The sequence below is a fragment of the Rhodococcoides corynebacterioides NBRC 14404 genome (genome assembly GCF_001894765.1).
Taxonomy (GTDB): domain Bacteria; phylum Actinomycetota; class Actinomycetes; order Mycobacteriales; family Mycobacteriaceae; genus Rhodococcoides; species Rhodococcoides corynebacterioides.
In genome coordinates, this window is sequence record NZ_BCWV01000009.1 from 1 (window position 1) to 16,481 (window position 16,481).

At 70.5% G+C, this 16,481-nt stretch carries 13 protein-coding genes; 10 read left to right on the forward strand and 3 right to left on the reverse strand.

Annotated elements, in window-relative coordinates; all coding sequences use genetic code 11:
- Both RC2_RS17580 and RC2_RS17585 read right to left on the reverse strand, forming a co-directional pair.
- Window positions 1-2,139: transglycosylase domain-containing protein (locus RC2_RS17580; RefSeq protein WP_169846850.1), on the reverse strand; the 2,139-nt coding region annotated here is incomplete at its 3' end.
- 820 nt (window positions 2,140-2,959) lie between these two features.
- Window positions 2,960-3,379: a DUF5318 domain-containing protein gene (locus RC2_RS17585; protein ID WP_068104497.1), complete on the reverse strand. Its 420-nt coding sequence runs from the start codon at window positions 3,377-3,379 to the stop codon at window positions 2,960-2,962.
- 431 nt (window positions 3,380-3,810) lie between these two features.
- Here RC2_RS17585 and RC2_RS17590 point away from each other — a divergent pair, with 431 nt between their 5' ends.
- From RC2_RS17590 to RC2_RS17620, 7 genes are all read left to right on the forward strand, one after another.
- Window positions 3,811-4,458, forward strand: coding sequence for a PadR family transcriptional regulator (locus RC2_RS17590; RefSeq protein WP_083529709.1), 648 nt, complete (start codon window positions 3,811-3,813; stop codon window positions 4,456-4,458).
- Window positions 4,451-5,551 (forward strand): inositol-3-phosphate synthase, encoded by a 1,101-nt coding sequence (locus tag RC2_RS17595; RefSeq protein WP_068148630.1) that lies wholly within the window; start codon window positions 4,451-4,453, stop codon window positions 5,549-5,551. Before RC2_RS17590 ends, RC2_RS17595 begins: the two co-directional genes overlap by 8 nt.
- A gap of 81 nt (window positions 5,552-5,632) precedes the next feature.
- A complete protein-coding gene (locus tag RC2_RS17600; protein WP_068148625.1) occupies window positions 5,633-6,442 on the forward strand; it encodes a DUF2786 domain-containing protein in 810 nt (269 codons plus the stop codon).
- A 6-nt stretch (window positions 6,443-6,448) separates the two neighbouring features.
- Entirely contained in the window at window positions 6,449-6,973 is a 525-nt protein-coding gene (locus RC2_RS17605; RefSeq protein ID WP_072681722.1) for a TIGR04338 family metallohydrolase, read from the forward strand.
- Window positions 6,974-7,031: 58 nt separating this feature from the next.
- Window positions 7,032-7,907 (forward strand): SDR family NAD(P)-dependent oxidoreductase, encoded by an 876-nt coding sequence (locus RC2_RS17610; protein ID WP_068148622.1) that lies wholly within the window; start codon window positions 7,032-7,034, stop codon window positions 7,905-7,907.
- Window positions 7,908-7,925: 18 nt separating this feature from the next.
- Window positions 7,926-10,091 carry a molybdopterin-dependent oxidoreductase gene (locus RC2_RS17615; protein ID WP_068148619.1) on the forward strand — a complete coding sequence of 722 codons (2,166 nt, stop codon included), beginning with the start codon at window positions 7,926-7,928 and terminating at the stop codon, window positions 10,089-10,091.
- Window positions 10,092-10,101: 10 nt separating this feature from the next.
- A complete protein-coding gene (locus RC2_RS17620; protein ID WP_068148617.1) occupies window positions 10,102-10,878 on the forward strand; it encodes an LLM class F420-dependent oxidoreductase in 777 nt (258 codons plus the stop codon).
- 13 nt (window positions 10,879-10,891) lie between these two features.
- Here RC2_RS17620 and RC2_RS17625 read toward each other — a convergent pair whose 3' ends face one another.
- Window positions 10,892-12,253, reverse strand: coding sequence for an ammonium transporter (locus RC2_RS17625; RefSeq protein ID WP_068148614.1), 1,362 nt, complete (start codon window positions 12,251-12,253; stop codon window positions 10,892-10,894).
- Window positions 12,254-12,524: 271 nt separating this feature from the next.
- Here RC2_RS17625 and RC2_RS17630 point away from each other — a divergent pair, with 271 nt between their 5' ends.
- From RC2_RS17630 to fdhA, 3 genes are all read left to right on the forward strand, one after another.
- Window positions 12,525-14,336 (forward strand): ABC transporter substrate-binding protein/permease, encoded by a 1,812-nt coding sequence (locus RC2_RS17630; protein WP_068148610.1) that lies wholly within the window; start codon window positions 12,525-12,527, stop codon window positions 14,334-14,336.
- 1 nt (window position 14,337) lies between these two features.
- Window positions 14,338-15,081 carry an amino acid ABC transporter ATP-binding protein gene (locus RC2_RS17635; protein WP_068148606.1) on the forward strand — a complete coding sequence of 248 codons (744 nt, stop codon included), beginning with the start codon at window positions 14,338-14,340 and terminating at the stop codon, window positions 15,079-15,081.
- A 130-nt stretch (window positions 15,082-15,211) separates the two neighbouring features.
- The gene (gene fdhA, locus RC2_RS17640) at window positions 15,212-16,432 is read left to right on the forward strand and encodes a formaldehyde dehydrogenase, glutathione-independent (RefSeq protein WP_068148644.1); all 1,221 of its coding nucleotides are present in this window, start codon (window positions 15,212-15,214) and stop codon (window positions 16,430-16,432) included.
- Window positions 16,433-16,481: the final 49 nt, after the last annotated feature.

A 16,481-nucleotide genomic window follows, 5' to 3' on the forward strand; every position in this document is an offset into this window, starting at 1 on the left:
ACCGGCACCACCGCCGGCGCCCTCACCCGCTCCCGTCCCGGCACCTCCACCGGCACCGGCACCCGGCTCCGCGCCCGGCGCGGTCGTCGTGGCCGCGGGCGCCAGCCCGGGCACCGGAATGGTGATACCCGGCAGGATCTCGACCTGCGACGGGACGACGACCGGCGGGGCCGGCGCCTCCGTCGTCGGCGGCGCGGACGGCGCCTCGGACGTGGTCACCGGTGCCCGCGTCGGGGCGGGCGCGGAATACTGCGGCACACCCGCCTGCCCGGCGATCGCTCCCGGGGCCGGGAACGACTCGACCTCGGTGCCCTCGAGCGACCCGTCGAGGGTGTCCTTCCAGATGTCCGAGGGCAGACCGGATCCGTAGATCGGCCCGCCGTAGACGTTGCGGAGCGGCAGGCCCTGCTCGGTGCCCACCCAGACCGCGGTCGCGAGCGACGGGGTGTACCCGACCATCCACGCGTCCTTGTTCTCCCCGGTGTCGCCGAGCTGCGCGGTGCCCGTCTTGGCGGCCGACGGCCGACCACCGGCGAGGTTGTGACCGTTGGAGTAGCCGGCGATGGGCCGCATGGCGGCGGTCACGTTGTCCGCGACGGTCGGGTCGACTCGCTGCTCGCCCGGCTCGGTGCCGCGGTCGAGCAGGACGGTGCCGTCGGCGGTGACGACGCGCTGCACGAAGTGCGGTGCGTGGTAGGTGCCCGACGCCGCCAGCGTGGCGTACGCACTGGCCATGTCGAGAACCCGCGACTGGTACTGGCCCAGGATGATGCCGTTGTTGGGGCCGGCACCGTTGGGCTCGGTGAGCGTCGGGCCGATGCCCTCGGTCTCCTCGGGGATCCCGAGGCGGTGCGCCATGTCGGCCACGGCCTGCGGGCCGCCGTCGAGACTCAGCTGCAGACGGTAGAAGCTGGTGTTCAGCGACCGCTTGAGCGCTTCGGCGATGGTGCAGGTGCCGCAGGACTCGCCCTCGACGTTGCCGATGGAGATCCCGTTGACGGTGAGCGGCGAGCTGTCGTACATCTGCGACAGCGGGATGCCCTGGTCGAGCGCCGCGGCGAGGCCGAACACCTTGAACGACGACCCCGTCTGCAGACCGGACTGCGCGAAATCGAACCCGCGGCCGTCCGCGCCGCCGTAGTAGGACTTGACCGCACCGGTACGCGGATCGATGGACACCGACGCCGTCCGCAACTCCGACGGCTCGCCCTCCATGTTGCTGTTCACGGCGTCGATGGCGGCCTGCTGGTCCTGCGGGTCGATCGTGGTGGTGATCTGCAACCCGGCGGTGTTGAGGTCCTGCTCGCTGATACCCGACGACGACAGCTCGCGCAACACCTGCGTCTTGATCAGCCCGTTGGGGCCGGCGTCGGTGGCGTCGCCGCTGTTGACGGACGCCAGCGGCCGGGTGGCGGGGTACTGCATGGCCGACCGTGCGCCCTGGTCGAGCGCACCCATGGTCACCATGCCGTCGAGCACGTAGTTCCATCGACTCTGGGCGCCGACCGGATTGTTCTCCGGATCCAGACCCGACGGCTGCTGGATTATCGCGGCGAGCACCGCGCCCTCCTCGACGCTCAGCGCCTCGACGGGCTTGTCGAAGTAGGCCTTGGACGCGGCGGCGATGCCGTACGCGCCACGACCGAAATAGATGGTGTTGAGGTAGGCGGCGAGGATGTCGTCCTTGGTCCACTGCCGGGCCATCTTCGAGGAGATGACCAGCTCCCGCATCTTGCGAGTGAGCGTGCGCTCGGACCCGACCAGCGCGTTCTTCACGTATTGCTGGGTGATGGTGGAGCCACCGCCGGCGCTGTCGCGGCCCAGGATGTTGTCCCGCGCGGCGCGCGCGAAGCCGGACACGGAGAAGCCCGGGTTGGAGTAGAAGTCACGGTCCTCCGCGGACAACACAGCGTTGCGGACGTGCTCCGGGATCTGGCCGATCTCGACGTCGGTGCGGTTGCCCTCCGGCGGCACCACGGTGCCGAGGACGGACGTCCCGTCGGACGCCAGGATCGTGGCCACCTGATTGGTCTTGATGTCACCGGGACGCGGGACGTCCTCGATCACGTACGCCACCATGAACGCGAGGATCGGCACGATCAGTCCGAGCGCGACCAGGGCGTAGACCGTGCGTCGCACGGTGCGCCAGGGGGACTTCTTCGCGGTCTTCGTGGTCCTACCTCCTGATGGCGGTTCGGTGGGTCCTCCACCGAACCGGGAGCTGTCCTCGTCACGGCCGTATCCGGCCCCGTCGTCACGGTCGTACTCGCCGCGTCCGTAGCCGGACGTCGGGGCATCGTCGCGAGGCGAGCGGGCCTGCGAGTACGCGGCGCTGCCCGCGGCTCCTGCCGCACCGGCACCGGCGGCGCCACCGAGATGACCGGTCTCGTCGTCACTCCGTCGCCCGGGCGGTGGGCCGACGGGGCGGGCCCGCGTCGCATCGTCTCGCCCGGGGTCGTACGCGGGGCCGTTCCCGACATTGCGCGGGGGGCCGTACCCGGGGTCGCGACCGGGGTCGAACCCCCCGGTCCCGTAGGCCGGACGCGGAGCCCGGTACTGCGGGGGCGGTCCCTGCGGGGGCGGTCCCTGCGGGGGCGGTCCCTGCGGCGGGGGGCCGTACGACCCGCGGTACTGCCCCGGGCCGTCGCCGCGCCGAGGCGGCATGGGAGGACGCGGCGGCTGGTCGTCGGGTAGCTGGTGACGCGGCCGGTAGTCGTCGCGGTCGCGGTGGTCACGGTAGCGGTCGTCGTAGCCCGGGCCGTCGCTGCGAGGACGGTCGTTACCCGCGCCGGCCCCGTCGTCGCGGGACCCGTCGTAGGGGGTGGTCACTGACGTACTCCACTGTCGGGACGCGCGACGAGGACGTCGGCGTCGGTTGTCCGCTGAGCGCGAGCGGGTCCCGGCTGGGGTGCCCGCCCGTCGGTTCTCGGCGGACGGTACCGCCGATCACCTCTCCCGGTCACTCGCTGGCCGTGCGGCGACGGCCGGTACTACGGGTGCGAGGGCGGGTGGGGGCCGGTGCACTGCCCAGTACATACGACTGGACGAGATGGTTCCAACTGCACGTACGGCAGACCTCGACCACGTGCACGGAGAATTCCTCCTGCGTGGCGGCCAGCCGGCCCAGGTCCTCGGCGGATCGCGCGGAGCCGTTCATCTGCCCCAGCTTCTCCCCGAACACCCAGGACACGAGGGTGAGTTGCTCCTTGCGGCAGATCGGGCAGGCCACCGTGGAGGGGCGCCCGTGGAACTTGGCCGCACGCAACAGGTAGGGATCCGCATCACAGACCTGGGCGACAGCGGTGCGACCCGAGTACACCTCGGCGAGCAGCGACTTGCGCTGCAACGCGTAGTCCACCACCTGCCGTTCGAATCGCACGACGTCCAGAGTACGTGCGCCCCGTCGCCGCGGGTCGGTGACGGACCCCCGACTCGGGTCGATCGACCGAATGAACCGTGAAGCGAACCGATCGTTCCGCCCCGGGGTCGCCACGACGTTCACCACCCGGACCGGGCGGCGGACCGGCGAACTTCCACTGCATCTGCACGTCACGACCTCCGACCGACGGGATACGCGGGCGTGATCGTCCACGACTCGGCCCGATCGACGGAATCCCGCCGATCGGGCCGACTTCCGTGCAGCCACGCATGCCCGATCCTCTGATTGGGTTCCGACGAGACGGGGTACCTGTTGCTGTCTCGGTGAGTTACGCGTACCCGTATGTATCGGCCCGATACATACGAGAGCTATGATCGACGAGTCATCACTGCGGAGGTGGACGAACCATCGGACGGGAAGGGGGACGGGCCGTGCTGGAACTGGCTGTTCTCGGGCTGCTTCTCGACTCTCCGATGCACGGGTACGAGCTCCGGAAACGTCTCACCGGCCTGCTCGGTGCGTTCCGGGCGTTCTCCTACGGCTCGCTCTATCCGACCCTGCGACGGATGCAGGCGGACGGACTGATCGTGGAGAACCAGGCGTCGGGCGGCACCGTCCGCCGGGCGCGCCGGGTCTACGAGCTCACCCCCGCCGGCCGGGAACGGTTCACCGAACTCGTCGCCGACACCGGCCCGCAGAACTACACCGATGATGGATTCGGCGTTCACCTGGCCTTCTTCGGACGCACCCCCGCCGAGGCGCGGATGCGAATTCTCGAAGGTCGGCGACGTCAGGTCGAGGAGCGCCGGGAAGGGCTTCGCGACGCCATCGGCCGAGCAAGTGGGTCGGTGGACAGATACACGCGCGGATTGCATCAGCTCGGCCTCGAGTCGAGCGAGCGCGAAGTGCGGTGGCTCAACGAACTGATCGCTGCCGAGGCACTGGCGATCAGCTCGGAGGGTCTGCCGCCCGCACCCGCGACCGACCCCCCGGTCGCGGTATCCGGGCACCGAGATGCGGCCCCCACCGACACCTCGACCCGCCGACACGAAAGCAAAGGAGATCCCGACCATGAGTGACAACAGCACTGCGGTGCGCGTGGCCATTGTGGGCGTGGGCAACTGCGCGTCGTCCCTCGTTCAGGGCGTGCAGTACTACAAGGACGCCGACGAGAACGCCACCGTTCCCGGCCTCATGCACGTGAAGTTCGGCCGCTACCACGTCCGCGACGTCGAGTTCGTCGCCGCGTTCGACGTGGACGCCAAGAAGGTCGGTTTCGACCTCTCGGAGGCCATCTTCGCCAGCGAGAACAACACCATCAAGATCGCCGACGTGCCGCCGACCGACGTTCCCGTCCAGCGCGGACCGACCCTGGACGGCATCGGCAAGTACTACGCCGAGACCATCGAGCTCTCCGACGCCGAGCCGGTCGACGTGGCGCAGGCGCTGCGGGACGCGCAGGTCGACGTGCTCGTCTCCTACCTCCCCGTCGGCTCGGACGAGGCCGACAAGTTCTACGCACAGGCGGCCATCGACGCAGGCGTCGCCTTCGTCAACGCGCTTCCCGTCTTCATCGCGTCGGACCCCGTCTGGGCGAAGAAGTTCGCCGACGCCGGTGTGCCGATCGTCGGCGACGACATCAAGAGCCAGGTCGGCGCCACCATCACCCACCGGGTGATGGCGAAGCTGTTCGAGGATCGCGGCGTGGCCCTCGATCGCACGTACCAGCTGAACGTCGGCGGCAACATGGACTTCAAGAACATGCTCGAGCGCGAGCGTCTGGAGTCCAAGAAGGTCTCCAAGACCCAGGCCGTCACCTCGAACCTCACCGGCTCGCTGGCCGGGAAGATCGCGGACAAGAACGTGCACATCGGGCCGTCGGACCACGTCGAGTGGCTCGACGACCGCAAGTGGGCCTACGTCCGTCTGGAGGGACGCGCCTTCGGCGACGTGCCGCTGAACCTCGAGTACAAGCTCGAGGTGTGGGACTCGCCGAACTCCGCCGGCATCATCATCGACGCCGTGCGTGCGGCGAAGATCGCCAAGGACCGTGGCCTCGGTGGCCCGATCCTGCCGGCCTCGGCGTACCTGATGAAGAGCCCGCCGGAGCAGATGGCCGACGACACCGCTCGGACGCAGCTCGAGGCGTTCATCATCGGCGCCGACGACTGACGTTTTACGCTCGATGGATTCATCCACAGGCCCCCGGTCACGACCGGGGGCCTGTCGGCGTCCGGGCGTACTGTCGCCGACGTGAGTCAGGACAGGATGCTCACCCGTATCGGGGGGCTGCTCAGGCAGGCGGAGTCCACGGACAATCCGCACGAGGCAGAGGCGTTCATGGAGGCGGCCCAGCGGCTCGCCACCGCCGCCTCGATCGATCTCGCGGTGGCGCGGTCGCACGCGTCCGGGGGGCAGTCACGCAGCGGGCCCGTGCAGCGCACGGTCGAGATCGGTGAGCGTGGCAAGCGGGGCCTGAAGACCTACGTCCGTCTGTTCGTCGCCATCGCCGCGGCCAACGACGTCACGTGCGATGTGCTGTCCACCTCCACGCAGGTGTACGCCTACGGTTTCGCGTCCGACATCGACACCACGCAGGCGCTCTACGCCTCGCTGGTCGTGCAGATGGTCCGCGCGTCGGACGCGTACATCTCGTCGGGCGCCTACCGGGACGCCACGGTCGACCGGGTGGTGCGGCCGGGGTACGGGCGCGCGCGGGTGGAGCGCAAGCCGCTCGCCGCGGTCACCGCCCGCATCGAATTCCAGTCGGCGTTCGCCGACCGCATCGGCGCCCGTCTCGCTGCGGTGAAGGCGGAGATCACCGCCGACGCGGTCGCGGCGTCGGACGCCACCACCGGCACGGCGCTGGCGTTGCGCGACAAGGATCTCGCCCTCACCGACTTCTACCGCAGCACGTCGACGGCACGCGGCCGGTGGCGCGGCAACGCGGCGCCCACCAGTTTCTCGCGCGCTGCGCGGCGCGCCGGGGACCACGCCGGACGACGAGCCCGGCTCGGGACCGACGCGGAGCTCGGATCTCCGCGTGGGGCGATCGATCGCTGAGTCGCGGTGCCCGCCCGCGACTCGCAGCGCGCTCGTGTGTACGAGTCGGAAATGTTGCTGCGCACCATGTTCGACCGCGCCGACACCGCGCACGCCGGCCGGTCGGTGGAGATCGCCGGCTCGACGGTGACGCTGCCGATCGAGCGTCGGTTCGCCTCGATCGACTCGGTGCAGACCTACGTCGACGCGGTGCTCGCCCTGCAGGACGTCCGCCGTCGCTACCCGCGGGCGGCACGTCGCTGCCGGGTCCGCGCCCGCGCCGGGCAGGGCGCCGCGCACTACGAGCACGACGCCGCCGTCATCGCGGTGCCGCTGCACGTCGCCGGTCACGCGTGGGCGATGCGGGAGTTGGTGGTGCTGCACGAGATCGCCCACCACCTCGAGAGTCGTGATCCGGAGACCACTCCCCACGCCGCGCACGGACCGGAATTCACGGCACGGCTGCTCGACCTCCTCGATCGAGTGGTGGGACCCGAAGCGGCATTCGTCCTGCGATGCATCTACGGCCGGAACGACGTCCGCGTGGGCTAACCTCGGGCGGTCGAACCGGGACGTGACGGGTTCGCCGTCGGGGTGGAAGGGAAGTGCGATGGACCTGTGGGGGGCCGTGACCGGCACGTATCGGCGGGGAGCCGCACGGTTCGACCGCGCCGGTCTGCAACGGCCGCGTCCGGTGTCCGAGCTGATCGGACGCGGGCACCCGCTCGCCGGATCGACGGTGCTGATCACCGGGGCGTCGTCCGGCATCGGAGCCGCCGCAGCACGCCGGTTCGGCGCCGAGGGCGCCACGGTCCTGCTGGTGGCCCGCTCCGCAGAGCCTCTCGAGGAGGTTCGCCGCGAGATCGTCGACGCCGGTGGTGCGGCCGTCGCCCTGACCGCGGATCTGGCCGACGAGGACGACGCCGCCCGGCTGATCGAGAAGGTCCTGGGCGAGTTCGGTGCCCCCGACGTCGTGGTGAACAACGCCGGCCGCTCCATCCGGCGCCGGATGTTGGAGTCGACCGACCGGCTCCACGACTATCGACGCACCGCGGCCATCAACTACTTCGCGCCGGTGCAGCTGACGCTGGGCTTCGCGCCGGCCATGGTCGAGCGCGGCAGCGGCCACTTCGTCAACGTCTCCACCTGGGGTGTTCCCGGCGGGGCCATGCCCAAGTTCTCCGCCTACGCGGGATCGAAGAGTGCGTTGTCGATGTTCGGCCGGAGCATCGCGATCGAGTTGGCGCGCACCGGAGTCGGCGTCACCACCGTCTACTTTCCCCTCATCCGTACCCCGATGATCGAGCCGACGGCGCGCTACCGCGACGTCCCGACCCTGTCCGCGGAGGACGCCGGGGAGTGGCTCGTCGACGCCGCCCGGTATCGCCCGGCCGAGATGCTGCCGCGGTACACGCGCACCCTGCGGCGCATCGGTGCCGCTCGCGTCGAGTGGGCCGACCGGCTGACCGCGATGGCGCACCTCTGACGGCGACCGGACCGACCGATGACGGAGACGGGGGACCCCGTGAGCGACGGCACCACCCGGCGCCTCGGCACCTGCCCGCTCTGCGAGGCCATGTGCGGACTCGAGTTCACCGTGTCCGCGGGCAGCATCACGAGCGTGCGCGGCGACGCGAAGGATCCACTGTCCCGCGGCCACCTCTGCCCGAAGGCGACGGCACTCGGTGATCTGCACACCGATCCCGATCGCCTGCGTCGGCCTCTGATCAGACACGGAGACACCTGGCGGGAGTCGTCGTGGGACGACGCCCTGGCTCTGGTGCACCGCCGCCTGGGCGACATCCGCGCCCGCCACGGCCGGGACGCCGTCGCGGTGTACTGGGGAAACCCGGTGGCGCACAACCTCGGTGGGCTCACTCACGGCATCGGCGGTCTGCTGCCGGAGCTCGGTACCCGCAACGTCTTCTCCGCCACCTCGCTCGACTCGCGGCCCCATCTGATGGTGCACCGTGCCCTGTACGGACATCAACTGCTCGCGCCCGTTCCGGACCTGGACCGCACCGACCATCTGCTGCTGTTCGGGAGCAACCCGCTGGTGTCGAACGGCAGCATGATGGCCGTGCCGAACGTCGGGCAGCGGCTCCGTGACCTCCGCGCGCGCGGCGGTCGCCTCGTCGTGGTCGACCCGCGCCGTACCCGCACCGCGGCCGCCGCGGACGAGCACGTCCCCGTCCGCCCCGGCACCGACGCCTTCGTGCTGCTGGCCATGATCCGCACGATCCTCGAGGACGGCGCCGCGACACCCGCCTCGTACGTCGACGGTCTGGGTGAGCTGGCCGCCGTCGTCGCGCCGTTCGCACCCGACCGGGTCGCGCCGCTCACCGGGGTCCCCGCGGAGACCGTCGCGCGCCTGGCGCGGGACTTCGCTGCCGCGTCCCGGGCAGCGGCCCACGGTCGGATGGGCGTGTCCACGCAGCGGGCGGGCGGCCTGTGCCAGTGGGCGATCCACGTCCTGAACATCGTGACCGGCAACCTCGACCGGCCGGGCGGCACCCTGATTCCGCACCCGGCCGCCGATCTGGTGGCCACCGACTCCATGGAGGCCGGCGAGTCGGGTCGGTGGCGCACCCGGGTGCGCGGGCTGCCGGAGTTCGGCGGCGAGCTTCCCAGCGCCGCCCTCGCCGAGGAACTCGCCCATCCGGATCGGCCGATCCGTGCGCTGGTGGTGATCGCGGGCAACCCGGTGCTGTCCGCACCCGGCGGCGACCGGGTCCGCGACGCCGTCGCCGAACTGGACTTCGTCGTCGCGGTCGATCCCTACCGCACCGAGACCACCCGCCTGGCCGATGTGATCCTGCCGCCCACCTCGGCGGTGCAACGCGAGCAGGTCGACGTCTTCCACGCCCACCTGGCCGTCCGCAACACCGTCCGGGTCAACGGCCCGATCCTGCCCCGAACCGCGGACGAGCGGCACGACTGGGAGATCTACCGCGACCTCGCCCTCGGCCTGCGACGGCGAACGCCTCGGCGCGCACGCCACCCGCGATGGTGGCTGCGCGGGGCCATGCTCCGGCTCACCCCGATGCGGACGCTGGCACTGCTGCTCGCCGCGTCGCGACGCGGAGTGTCGATGCGGAGGCTGCGGACGGCCCCGCACGGCCTCGATCTGGGTCCGCTCGAGCCGTCGCTGCCCGGTCGACTCCGCACGCCGAACCGACGGATCCCGGTGGTGCCGCGGGTCTTCGGGGACGCGGCGCGGACCCTGGCCGGCGACCTCGACGCGCGGCGAGACCCCACCGAGCTCCTGCTGATCGGGCGGCGCCATCTGCGCAGTACGAACTCGTGGATGAACAACCTTCCCCGATTGACGAAAGGTGCGCCGCGCCACCGACTCCAGGCCCACCCCGACGATCTCGCCACACGCGGTCTCGTCGACGGTGACTCGGCCCTCCTCACGTCGGCGCACGGGTCGGTGACGGTGGAGGTCGAGGCGACCGACGAGGTCGCCCCCGGCGTCGTCAGCCTCCCGCACGGGTACGGCCGCGACCGCGGCGACGGGTTGACGGTCGCCGCGGCCCTGGGCGGTCCCAACGTCAACGAGGTCACCGACCCGGCCCGCGTCGACCCGGTGACCGGAACCGCCGTCCTCAACGGAGTCCCGGTGACGCTGACGCGCGACTTCCCGACGCCGACGGGCGCGGCGGATTAGTGTCGACCGGGTGGCCGACACTCGTGTGCGCATCGGAGTCCAACTGCAACCCCAACACGCCCCGGATTACGGGCTGATCCGCGACGCGGTGCTCCGCGCCGAGGACGCGGGCGTCGACGTCGTCTTCAACTGGGACCACTTCTATCCGCTGTACGGCGACCTCGACGGCGCCCACTTCGAGTGCTGGACCATGCTGGGCGCGTGGGCCGAGCAGACCTCGAACGTGGAGATCGGCGCCCTCGTCACCGGCGGCGGGTACCGCAACCCCGACCTGCTGGCCGACATGGCGCGGACGGTCGACCACATCAGCGGTGGTCGGCTCATCCTCGGCATCGGCGCCGGCTGGAATCAGAAGGACTACGACAACTTCGGCTACGAGTTCGGCACCGCCGGGTCGCGCCTGGCGCTGCTGAACGAGAGCCTCGCGCGCATCGCGCACCGCCTGGACGTCGGCAATCCCGCGCCCACCCGCCACATCCCGATCCTCATCGGCGGCGGTGGAGAGAAGAAGACGCTGAAGATGGTCGCGCAGTACGCGGACGTCTGGCACAGCTTCGCCGATCTCGACGCGCTGAAGCACAAGTCGGGCGTGCTCGCCGACCACGGCGAGACCGTGGGCCGCGACGTGTCGCAGATCGAACGGTCCGTGGCGTGGCCGGGCGCGGAGACCGCGCAGGACTTCGTCGACGCCGGTGCCACCCTCTTCACCGTCGGGGTGAACGGGCCGGACTACGACCTCACCGAGCTCACCGGCGCGATCTCCTGGGCGAGGTCGCACCGAGGCTGATCGGCGCCGTTGGTCACGCCGGCGGCGTGTTCTTCCCGAACAGTCCCGAGCCGCCGTGCGTGGAGGCGAACTCGTAGGCGGACTCCGCGTGCTCGTGTTCGTCGATGCCGTCGGTCTCGTGCTGCGGGTCCGCTCGAACGCCGATGGTCAGCTTCACCACCGTGGCGATGACCGCGGTCACCAGGAACGAGTAGGCGAGCACGACCACCACGGCGACCGCCTGACGTCCCAGCTGGCCGAGGCCGCCGCCGTACAGCAGGCCGTCGACGCCCGGCGGCATCGACCTGCTCGCGAGGAGTCCGATCATCAGCGTGCCGACCACGCCGCCGACCAGATGTACCCCGACCACGTCGAGCGAGTCGTCGTAGCCGAAGCGGTACTTGAGGCCGATCGCGAGGGCGCACGCGACACCGGCCGCAGCGCCGACCCCCAGCGCCCCGATCGGCGTGACGGCCGTGCACGACGGCGTGATGGCCACCAGTCCGGCGACGACGCCCGACGCGGCACCGAACGACGTCGCCTTCCCGTCGCGAATCTTCTCCACCACCAGCCAGGCCACCATCGAGACCGCACCCGCGCCCATCGTGTTGACCAGAGCGACCGCGGCGACGCCGTCCGCGGCGAGCGACGATCCGGCGTTGAAGCCGAACCAGCCGAACCACAGCAGGCCCGCGCCCACCATGACGGCGGGCAGGTTGTGCGGTCGCATCGCTTCGCGCGGCCAGCCGCGCCGCTTCCCCACGACCAGTGCGAGCGCGAGTCCCGCGGCGCCTGCGTTGATCTCCACGGCGGTGCCGCCGGCGAAGTCGATCGCCCGCAGCTCGTTCGCGATCCATCCGCCCGTGCGCGCCGTCAGGCCGTCGAGGGCGAAGACCCAGTGCGCGACCGGGAAGTACACCAGCGTCGCCCAGATCCCCGCGAAGACGACCCAGGGCAGGAACCGCATCCGGTCGGCCACGGCGCCGGACACCAGGGCGACCGTGACCATCGCGAATCCGGCCTGGAACGCGACGAACACCAACGCGGGCACGGTGCCCACCAGCGGGATCTCCGTCGGGCCGCCACCGCCGGTGTACGTGCCACCGACCAGCGCGGTCAGACCGGCGAACTGCCGCGGATCGCCGATCCATCCGCCGAGGCTGCTGTCGCCGAACACCATCGAATAGCCGAAGAGAACCCAGAGCACCCACACGACGCCGATGGCCGACAGGCTCATCATCATCATGTTGAGCACGCTCTTGGCCCGGACCATCCCGCCGTAGAAGAACGCGAGGCCCGGGGTCATCAGCAGCACCATCGCGGCGGCGGCCAGAACCCACGCCGTGTTGCCCGCGTCCGGTGCACCCATGACCGGAAAGTCGAGACCGGTGTTCATACGATCGCCTTTCGTCCCCCGGCGCCCGCCCTGCCGTCGTCCCGACCCGATGCCGGCGCCGTGAGGGAGAGTAGACCCCGGGCAACCGAGCGCAGCGAGCCATGTCACCGAGCGCAGCGAGCCATGTCAACCGAGCGCAGCGACCCGTTGTCACAGTGCCCCGCACCGCCGTCACCGGCGGTGATCGCGAATCGGCGGGAGATCACTGAGCCGAACCATTGCGTGATCACCGTTTCGGTGATTCCGGTGGCTGCGACCTACTGTTCTCGACATGCACGCGCACCGCACGGGGCGAACGTCCGTCGCCGTGGTTCTCGTCCTTCTTCTCGCGGGTCTGCTCGCCGGGTGCGGCTCGTCGTCGGACGGCGACACCGCGGCCGCGTCCGCCCCCACCGAACTCTGCGCGCCTCCCGGCGTCGAGAGCGCGTCGTCGGTACCCACCAACTTCGACGCCGCGGCCGCCGCCGCGTCGGAGGACCGGTACACGACGCCGTCCGTCACGCCGCTCGACCGCATCGACCCCGCGCAACTCGGGCTGATCACCCCCGGCACGTTGACCGTCGGCACGCTGTCCGACGCCCCGCCGAGCATCTGCGTCGACGGCTCCGGCACCTACACCGGCTACGACAACGAGCTGCTGAAGGCGGTCGCGGCGAAGCTCGGCCTGCAGGTGACGTTCTCCGGCACCGAGTTCTCCGGCCTGCTCGCCCAGGTGGCGGGCCGACGGTTCGACGTCGGCTCGTCGTCGATCACCACCACCGACGAGCGACGGAACACGGTCGGCTTCACCAACGGGTACGACTTCGGATACTTCTCCCTCGTCGCGAAGGCCGGCGGCCCCATCACCGCCTTCGAGGACCTCGGGCCCACCACCCGCATCGGCGTGGTGCAGGGCACGGTGCAGGACGACTACGTCGTCAACACCCTCGGCCTCGACCCGGTGAAGTTCCCCGACTACAACACCGCCTACGCGAACCTGCGCACCGGGCAGATCGACGCGTGGGTCGCCCCGTCGCAGCAGGCGGAGGGCCTGGTGAAGCCGGAGGACGGCACGGCGATCACGCAGAACACGTTCTCGCTGAACAACTTCGTCGGGTGGGCCGTCGCACGCGACAACCAGCCGCTGATCGACGCGCTGAACTCCGGACTCGACGCCGTGATCGCCGACGGCACGTGGGCGCAGCTGTACTCCGACTGGGTACCGCGCGAGTTGCCCGAGGGATTCAAACCCGGCAGCAAGGCCGCTCCGCAGCCGGAGCTCCCCGACTTCGCGGCCATCGCGGCGGAGAACGACGCCGCCGCCCCGGCCGCGCAGGCCGTCGCACCGAAATCGACTCTCCAACAGCTCGGGGACACGTTCTTCGACTGGGAGCTGTACAAGCGCGCCATCCCGGACCTGCTGAAGACCGGCCTGCCGAACACGCTGATCCTGGCGCTGGCGTCGGGCGTCATCGGCACGGTGCTCGGCATGCTGCTCGCCCTCGCGGGCCTGTCCCGCTCGCGCTGGCTCCGCTGGCCGGCCCGGGTGTACACCGACATCTTCCGCGGCCTGCCCGCCGTGGTCATCATCCTGATCATCGGCCTGGGCATCGGCCCGGTGACGAGCAGCCTGACCGGCAACAACCCGTACTGGCTGGGTGCGCTGGCGCTCTCGCTGCTGGCCGCGGCCTACATCGGCGAGATCTTCCGCTCCGGCATCCAGTCGGTCGAGCGGGGTCAGCTCGAAGCCGCGCGCGCCCTCGGCTTCGGCTACCGCGGCGCGATGCGCCTCGTGGTGGTGCCGCAGGGTGTCCGACGGGTGCTGCCGGCTCTGGTGAACCAGTTCATCTCGCTGATCAAGGACTCGTCGCTGATCTACTTCCTCGGCCTGCTCGCCACCCAGCGCGAACTGTTCGCCGTGGGCCGCGACCTCAACGCGCAGACCGGCAACCTGTCCCCGCTGGTCGCCGCCGGTCTGGTGTACCTGGCCATGACCGTTCCGCTGACCCACCTGGTCAACTACATCGACAAGCGTCTGCGCACGGGCCGTGCGGAGAAGACCCTCGACCCGGTCGAGCAGGCCATCGTCGTGGAAAGAGGCTGACATGACCACCGAGACACTCACCGGCGTCTCCCTCGCCGGACGCGACCTGCACCTGTCCTTCGGCACCAACAAGGTGCTGCGCGGGGTGGACATCGACGTCGCCGCCGGGTCCACGACCACCGTCATCGGCCCGTCGGGCTCCGGGAAGTCGACTCTCCTGCGCGTGCTGAACCGCCTGCACGAGCCGGAGCAGGGCGACATCCTGCTCGACGGGAAGTCCGTGCTGAAGGACGATCCCGACGCGCTGCGTCAGCGCATCGGCATGGTGTTCCAGCAGTTCAACCTCTTCCCGCACCGGACCGTGCTGGACAACGTGGCGCTGGGCCCGTGGAAGCTCCAGGGGCGGAGCAAGGATGCGGCGCGAGAGGTTGCCCTCGAGCAACTCGACAAGGTGGGCCTGAAGGAGAAGGCGGGGTCGCGCCCCGGCAACCTCTCCGGCGGTCAGCAGCAGCGCGTCGCCATCGCGCGCGCCCTGGCCATGACCCCGCAGGTGATGTTCTTCGACGAGGCCACCTCCGCCCTGGACCCGGAGCTGGTCAAGGGAGTGCTCGCGCTCATGGCCGACCTCGCGACCGGCGGCATGACGATGATCGTGGTCACCCACGAGATGGGCTTCGCCCGCTCGGTGTCCGACCGCGTGCTGTTCATGGACCACGGCAGCGCCGTCGAGGTGGGCCCGCCCGCTGCGCTGTTCGACGACCCGGAGACCGACCGGCTCAAGCGGTTCCTCTCCGAGGTGCTCTGACACCTGCGCCACCGCACGTCGTCGTTCGTGACCCGCATCACACGGTGTCGCGTACCGTCGAGATCGGTGCCGGCATGCGCATCCAGGCATGTCCGCGCCGGCCATCGTGATCGACGAGACGGGAGACCCCATGTCGGACAACAGAGCCGTTGCCTACGCCGGAGCCGGGAAGGTCGAGGTGATCGACATCGACTTCCCCAGCTTCACCCTCCAGGACGGTCCGGGGGTGAATCCGGCGAGCGTGGGCCGCGAGTGCCCGCACGGCGTCATCCTGAAGGTGGTGTCCACCAACATCTGTGGCAGCGATCAGCACATGGTGCGCGGTCGGACCACGGCCCCCGAGGGCCTGGTGCTGGGCCACGAGATCACCGGTGAGGTGGTCGAGGTGGGGCCGGGCGTGGAGTTCATCCAGGTGGGCGACCTGTGCTCGGTGCCGTTCAACATCGCCTGCGGTCGCTGTCGCAACTGCAAGGAACGCAAGACCGGCATCTGCCTGAACGTCAATCCGGATCGCCCCGGCGCCGCCTACGGCTACGTCGACATGGGCGGCTGGGTCGGTGGTCAGGCGCAGTACGTGATGGTGCCGTACGCGGACTGGAATCTGCTGAAGTTCCCCGACCGCGATCGGGCGATGGAGAAGATCCTCGACCTGACCATGCTGTCGGACATCTTTCCCACCGGCTTCCACGGGTGCGTCACCGCCGGAGTGGGGGTGGGGTCGACGGTCTACATCGCCGGCGCCGGCCCCGTCGGCCTCGCCGCGGCCGCCAGCGCCCAGCTCCTCGGCGCCGCCGTGGTGATCGTGGGAGACCTCAACGCGGATCGACTCGCTCAGGCACGGAGCTTCGGCTGCGAGACGGTCGACGTGTCGAAGGGCGACCCGGCGGACCAGATCGAACAGCTCCTCGGCGTCCCCGAGGTGGACTGCGGAGTGGACGCGGTCGGCTTCGAGGCCCGCGGTCACGGTGACGGCAGCGCGACGGAAGCCCCTGCCACCGTGCTGAACTCGCTGATGGACGTCACCGCGGCCGGTGGTTCGCTCGGCATCCCGGGCCTGTACGTCACCGGCGACCCGGGCGCGTCCGACGAGGCCGCCAAGAAGGGCTCCCTGTCGCTCAGCCTGGGAACGGGCTGGGCGAAGTCGCTGGCCTTCACCACCGGTCAGTGCCCGACGATGAAGTACCACCGCGGGCTGATGATGGCGATCCTCCACGACCGAGTGCAGATCGCGAAGGCCGTGAACGCCCGCGCCATCGGGCTCGAGCAGGCGCCGCAGGGCTACGCCGACTTCGACCGCGGCGAGGCCACCAAGTTCGTGCTCGACCCGCACGGGATGCTCGGCGCCGCCTGACACCTGCGCCGCCCGGCACCTGCACCACCGCACACAGGACGCCCCGATC

What these genes read in the sequence shown, in the direction of transcription:
- RC2_RS17595 (WP_068148630.1), top strand. Translation starts at nt 4,451, where the DNA reads ATGAGTGACAACAGCACTGCGGTGCGCGTGGCCATTGTGGGCGTGGGC.
- RC2_RS17610 (WP_068148622.1), top strand. Translation starts at nt 7,032, where the DNA reads ATGGACCTGTGGGGGGCCGTGACCGGCACGTATCGGCGGGGAGCCGCA.
- RC2_RS17615 (WP_068148619.1), top strand. Translation starts at nt 7,926, where the DNA reads ATGACGGAGACGGGGGACCCCGTGAGCGACGGCACCACCCGGCGCCTC.
- RC2_RS17625 (WP_068148614.1), bottom strand. Translation starts at nt 12,253, where the DNA reads ATGAACACCGGTCTCGACTTTCCGGTCATGGGTGCACCGGACGCGGGC.
- RC2_RS17630 (WP_068148610.1), top strand. Translation starts at nt 12,525, where the DNA reads ATGCACGCGCACCGCACGGGGCGAACGTCCGTCGCCGTGGTTCTCGTC.
- RC2_RS17635 (WP_068148606.1), top strand. Translation starts at nt 14,338, where the DNA reads ATGACCACCGAGACACTCACCGGCGTCTCCCTCGCCGGACGCGACCTG.
- fdhA (WP_068148644.1), top strand. Translation starts at nt 15,212, where the DNA reads ATGTCGGACAACAGAGCCGTTGCCTACGCCGGAGCCGGGAAGGTCGAG.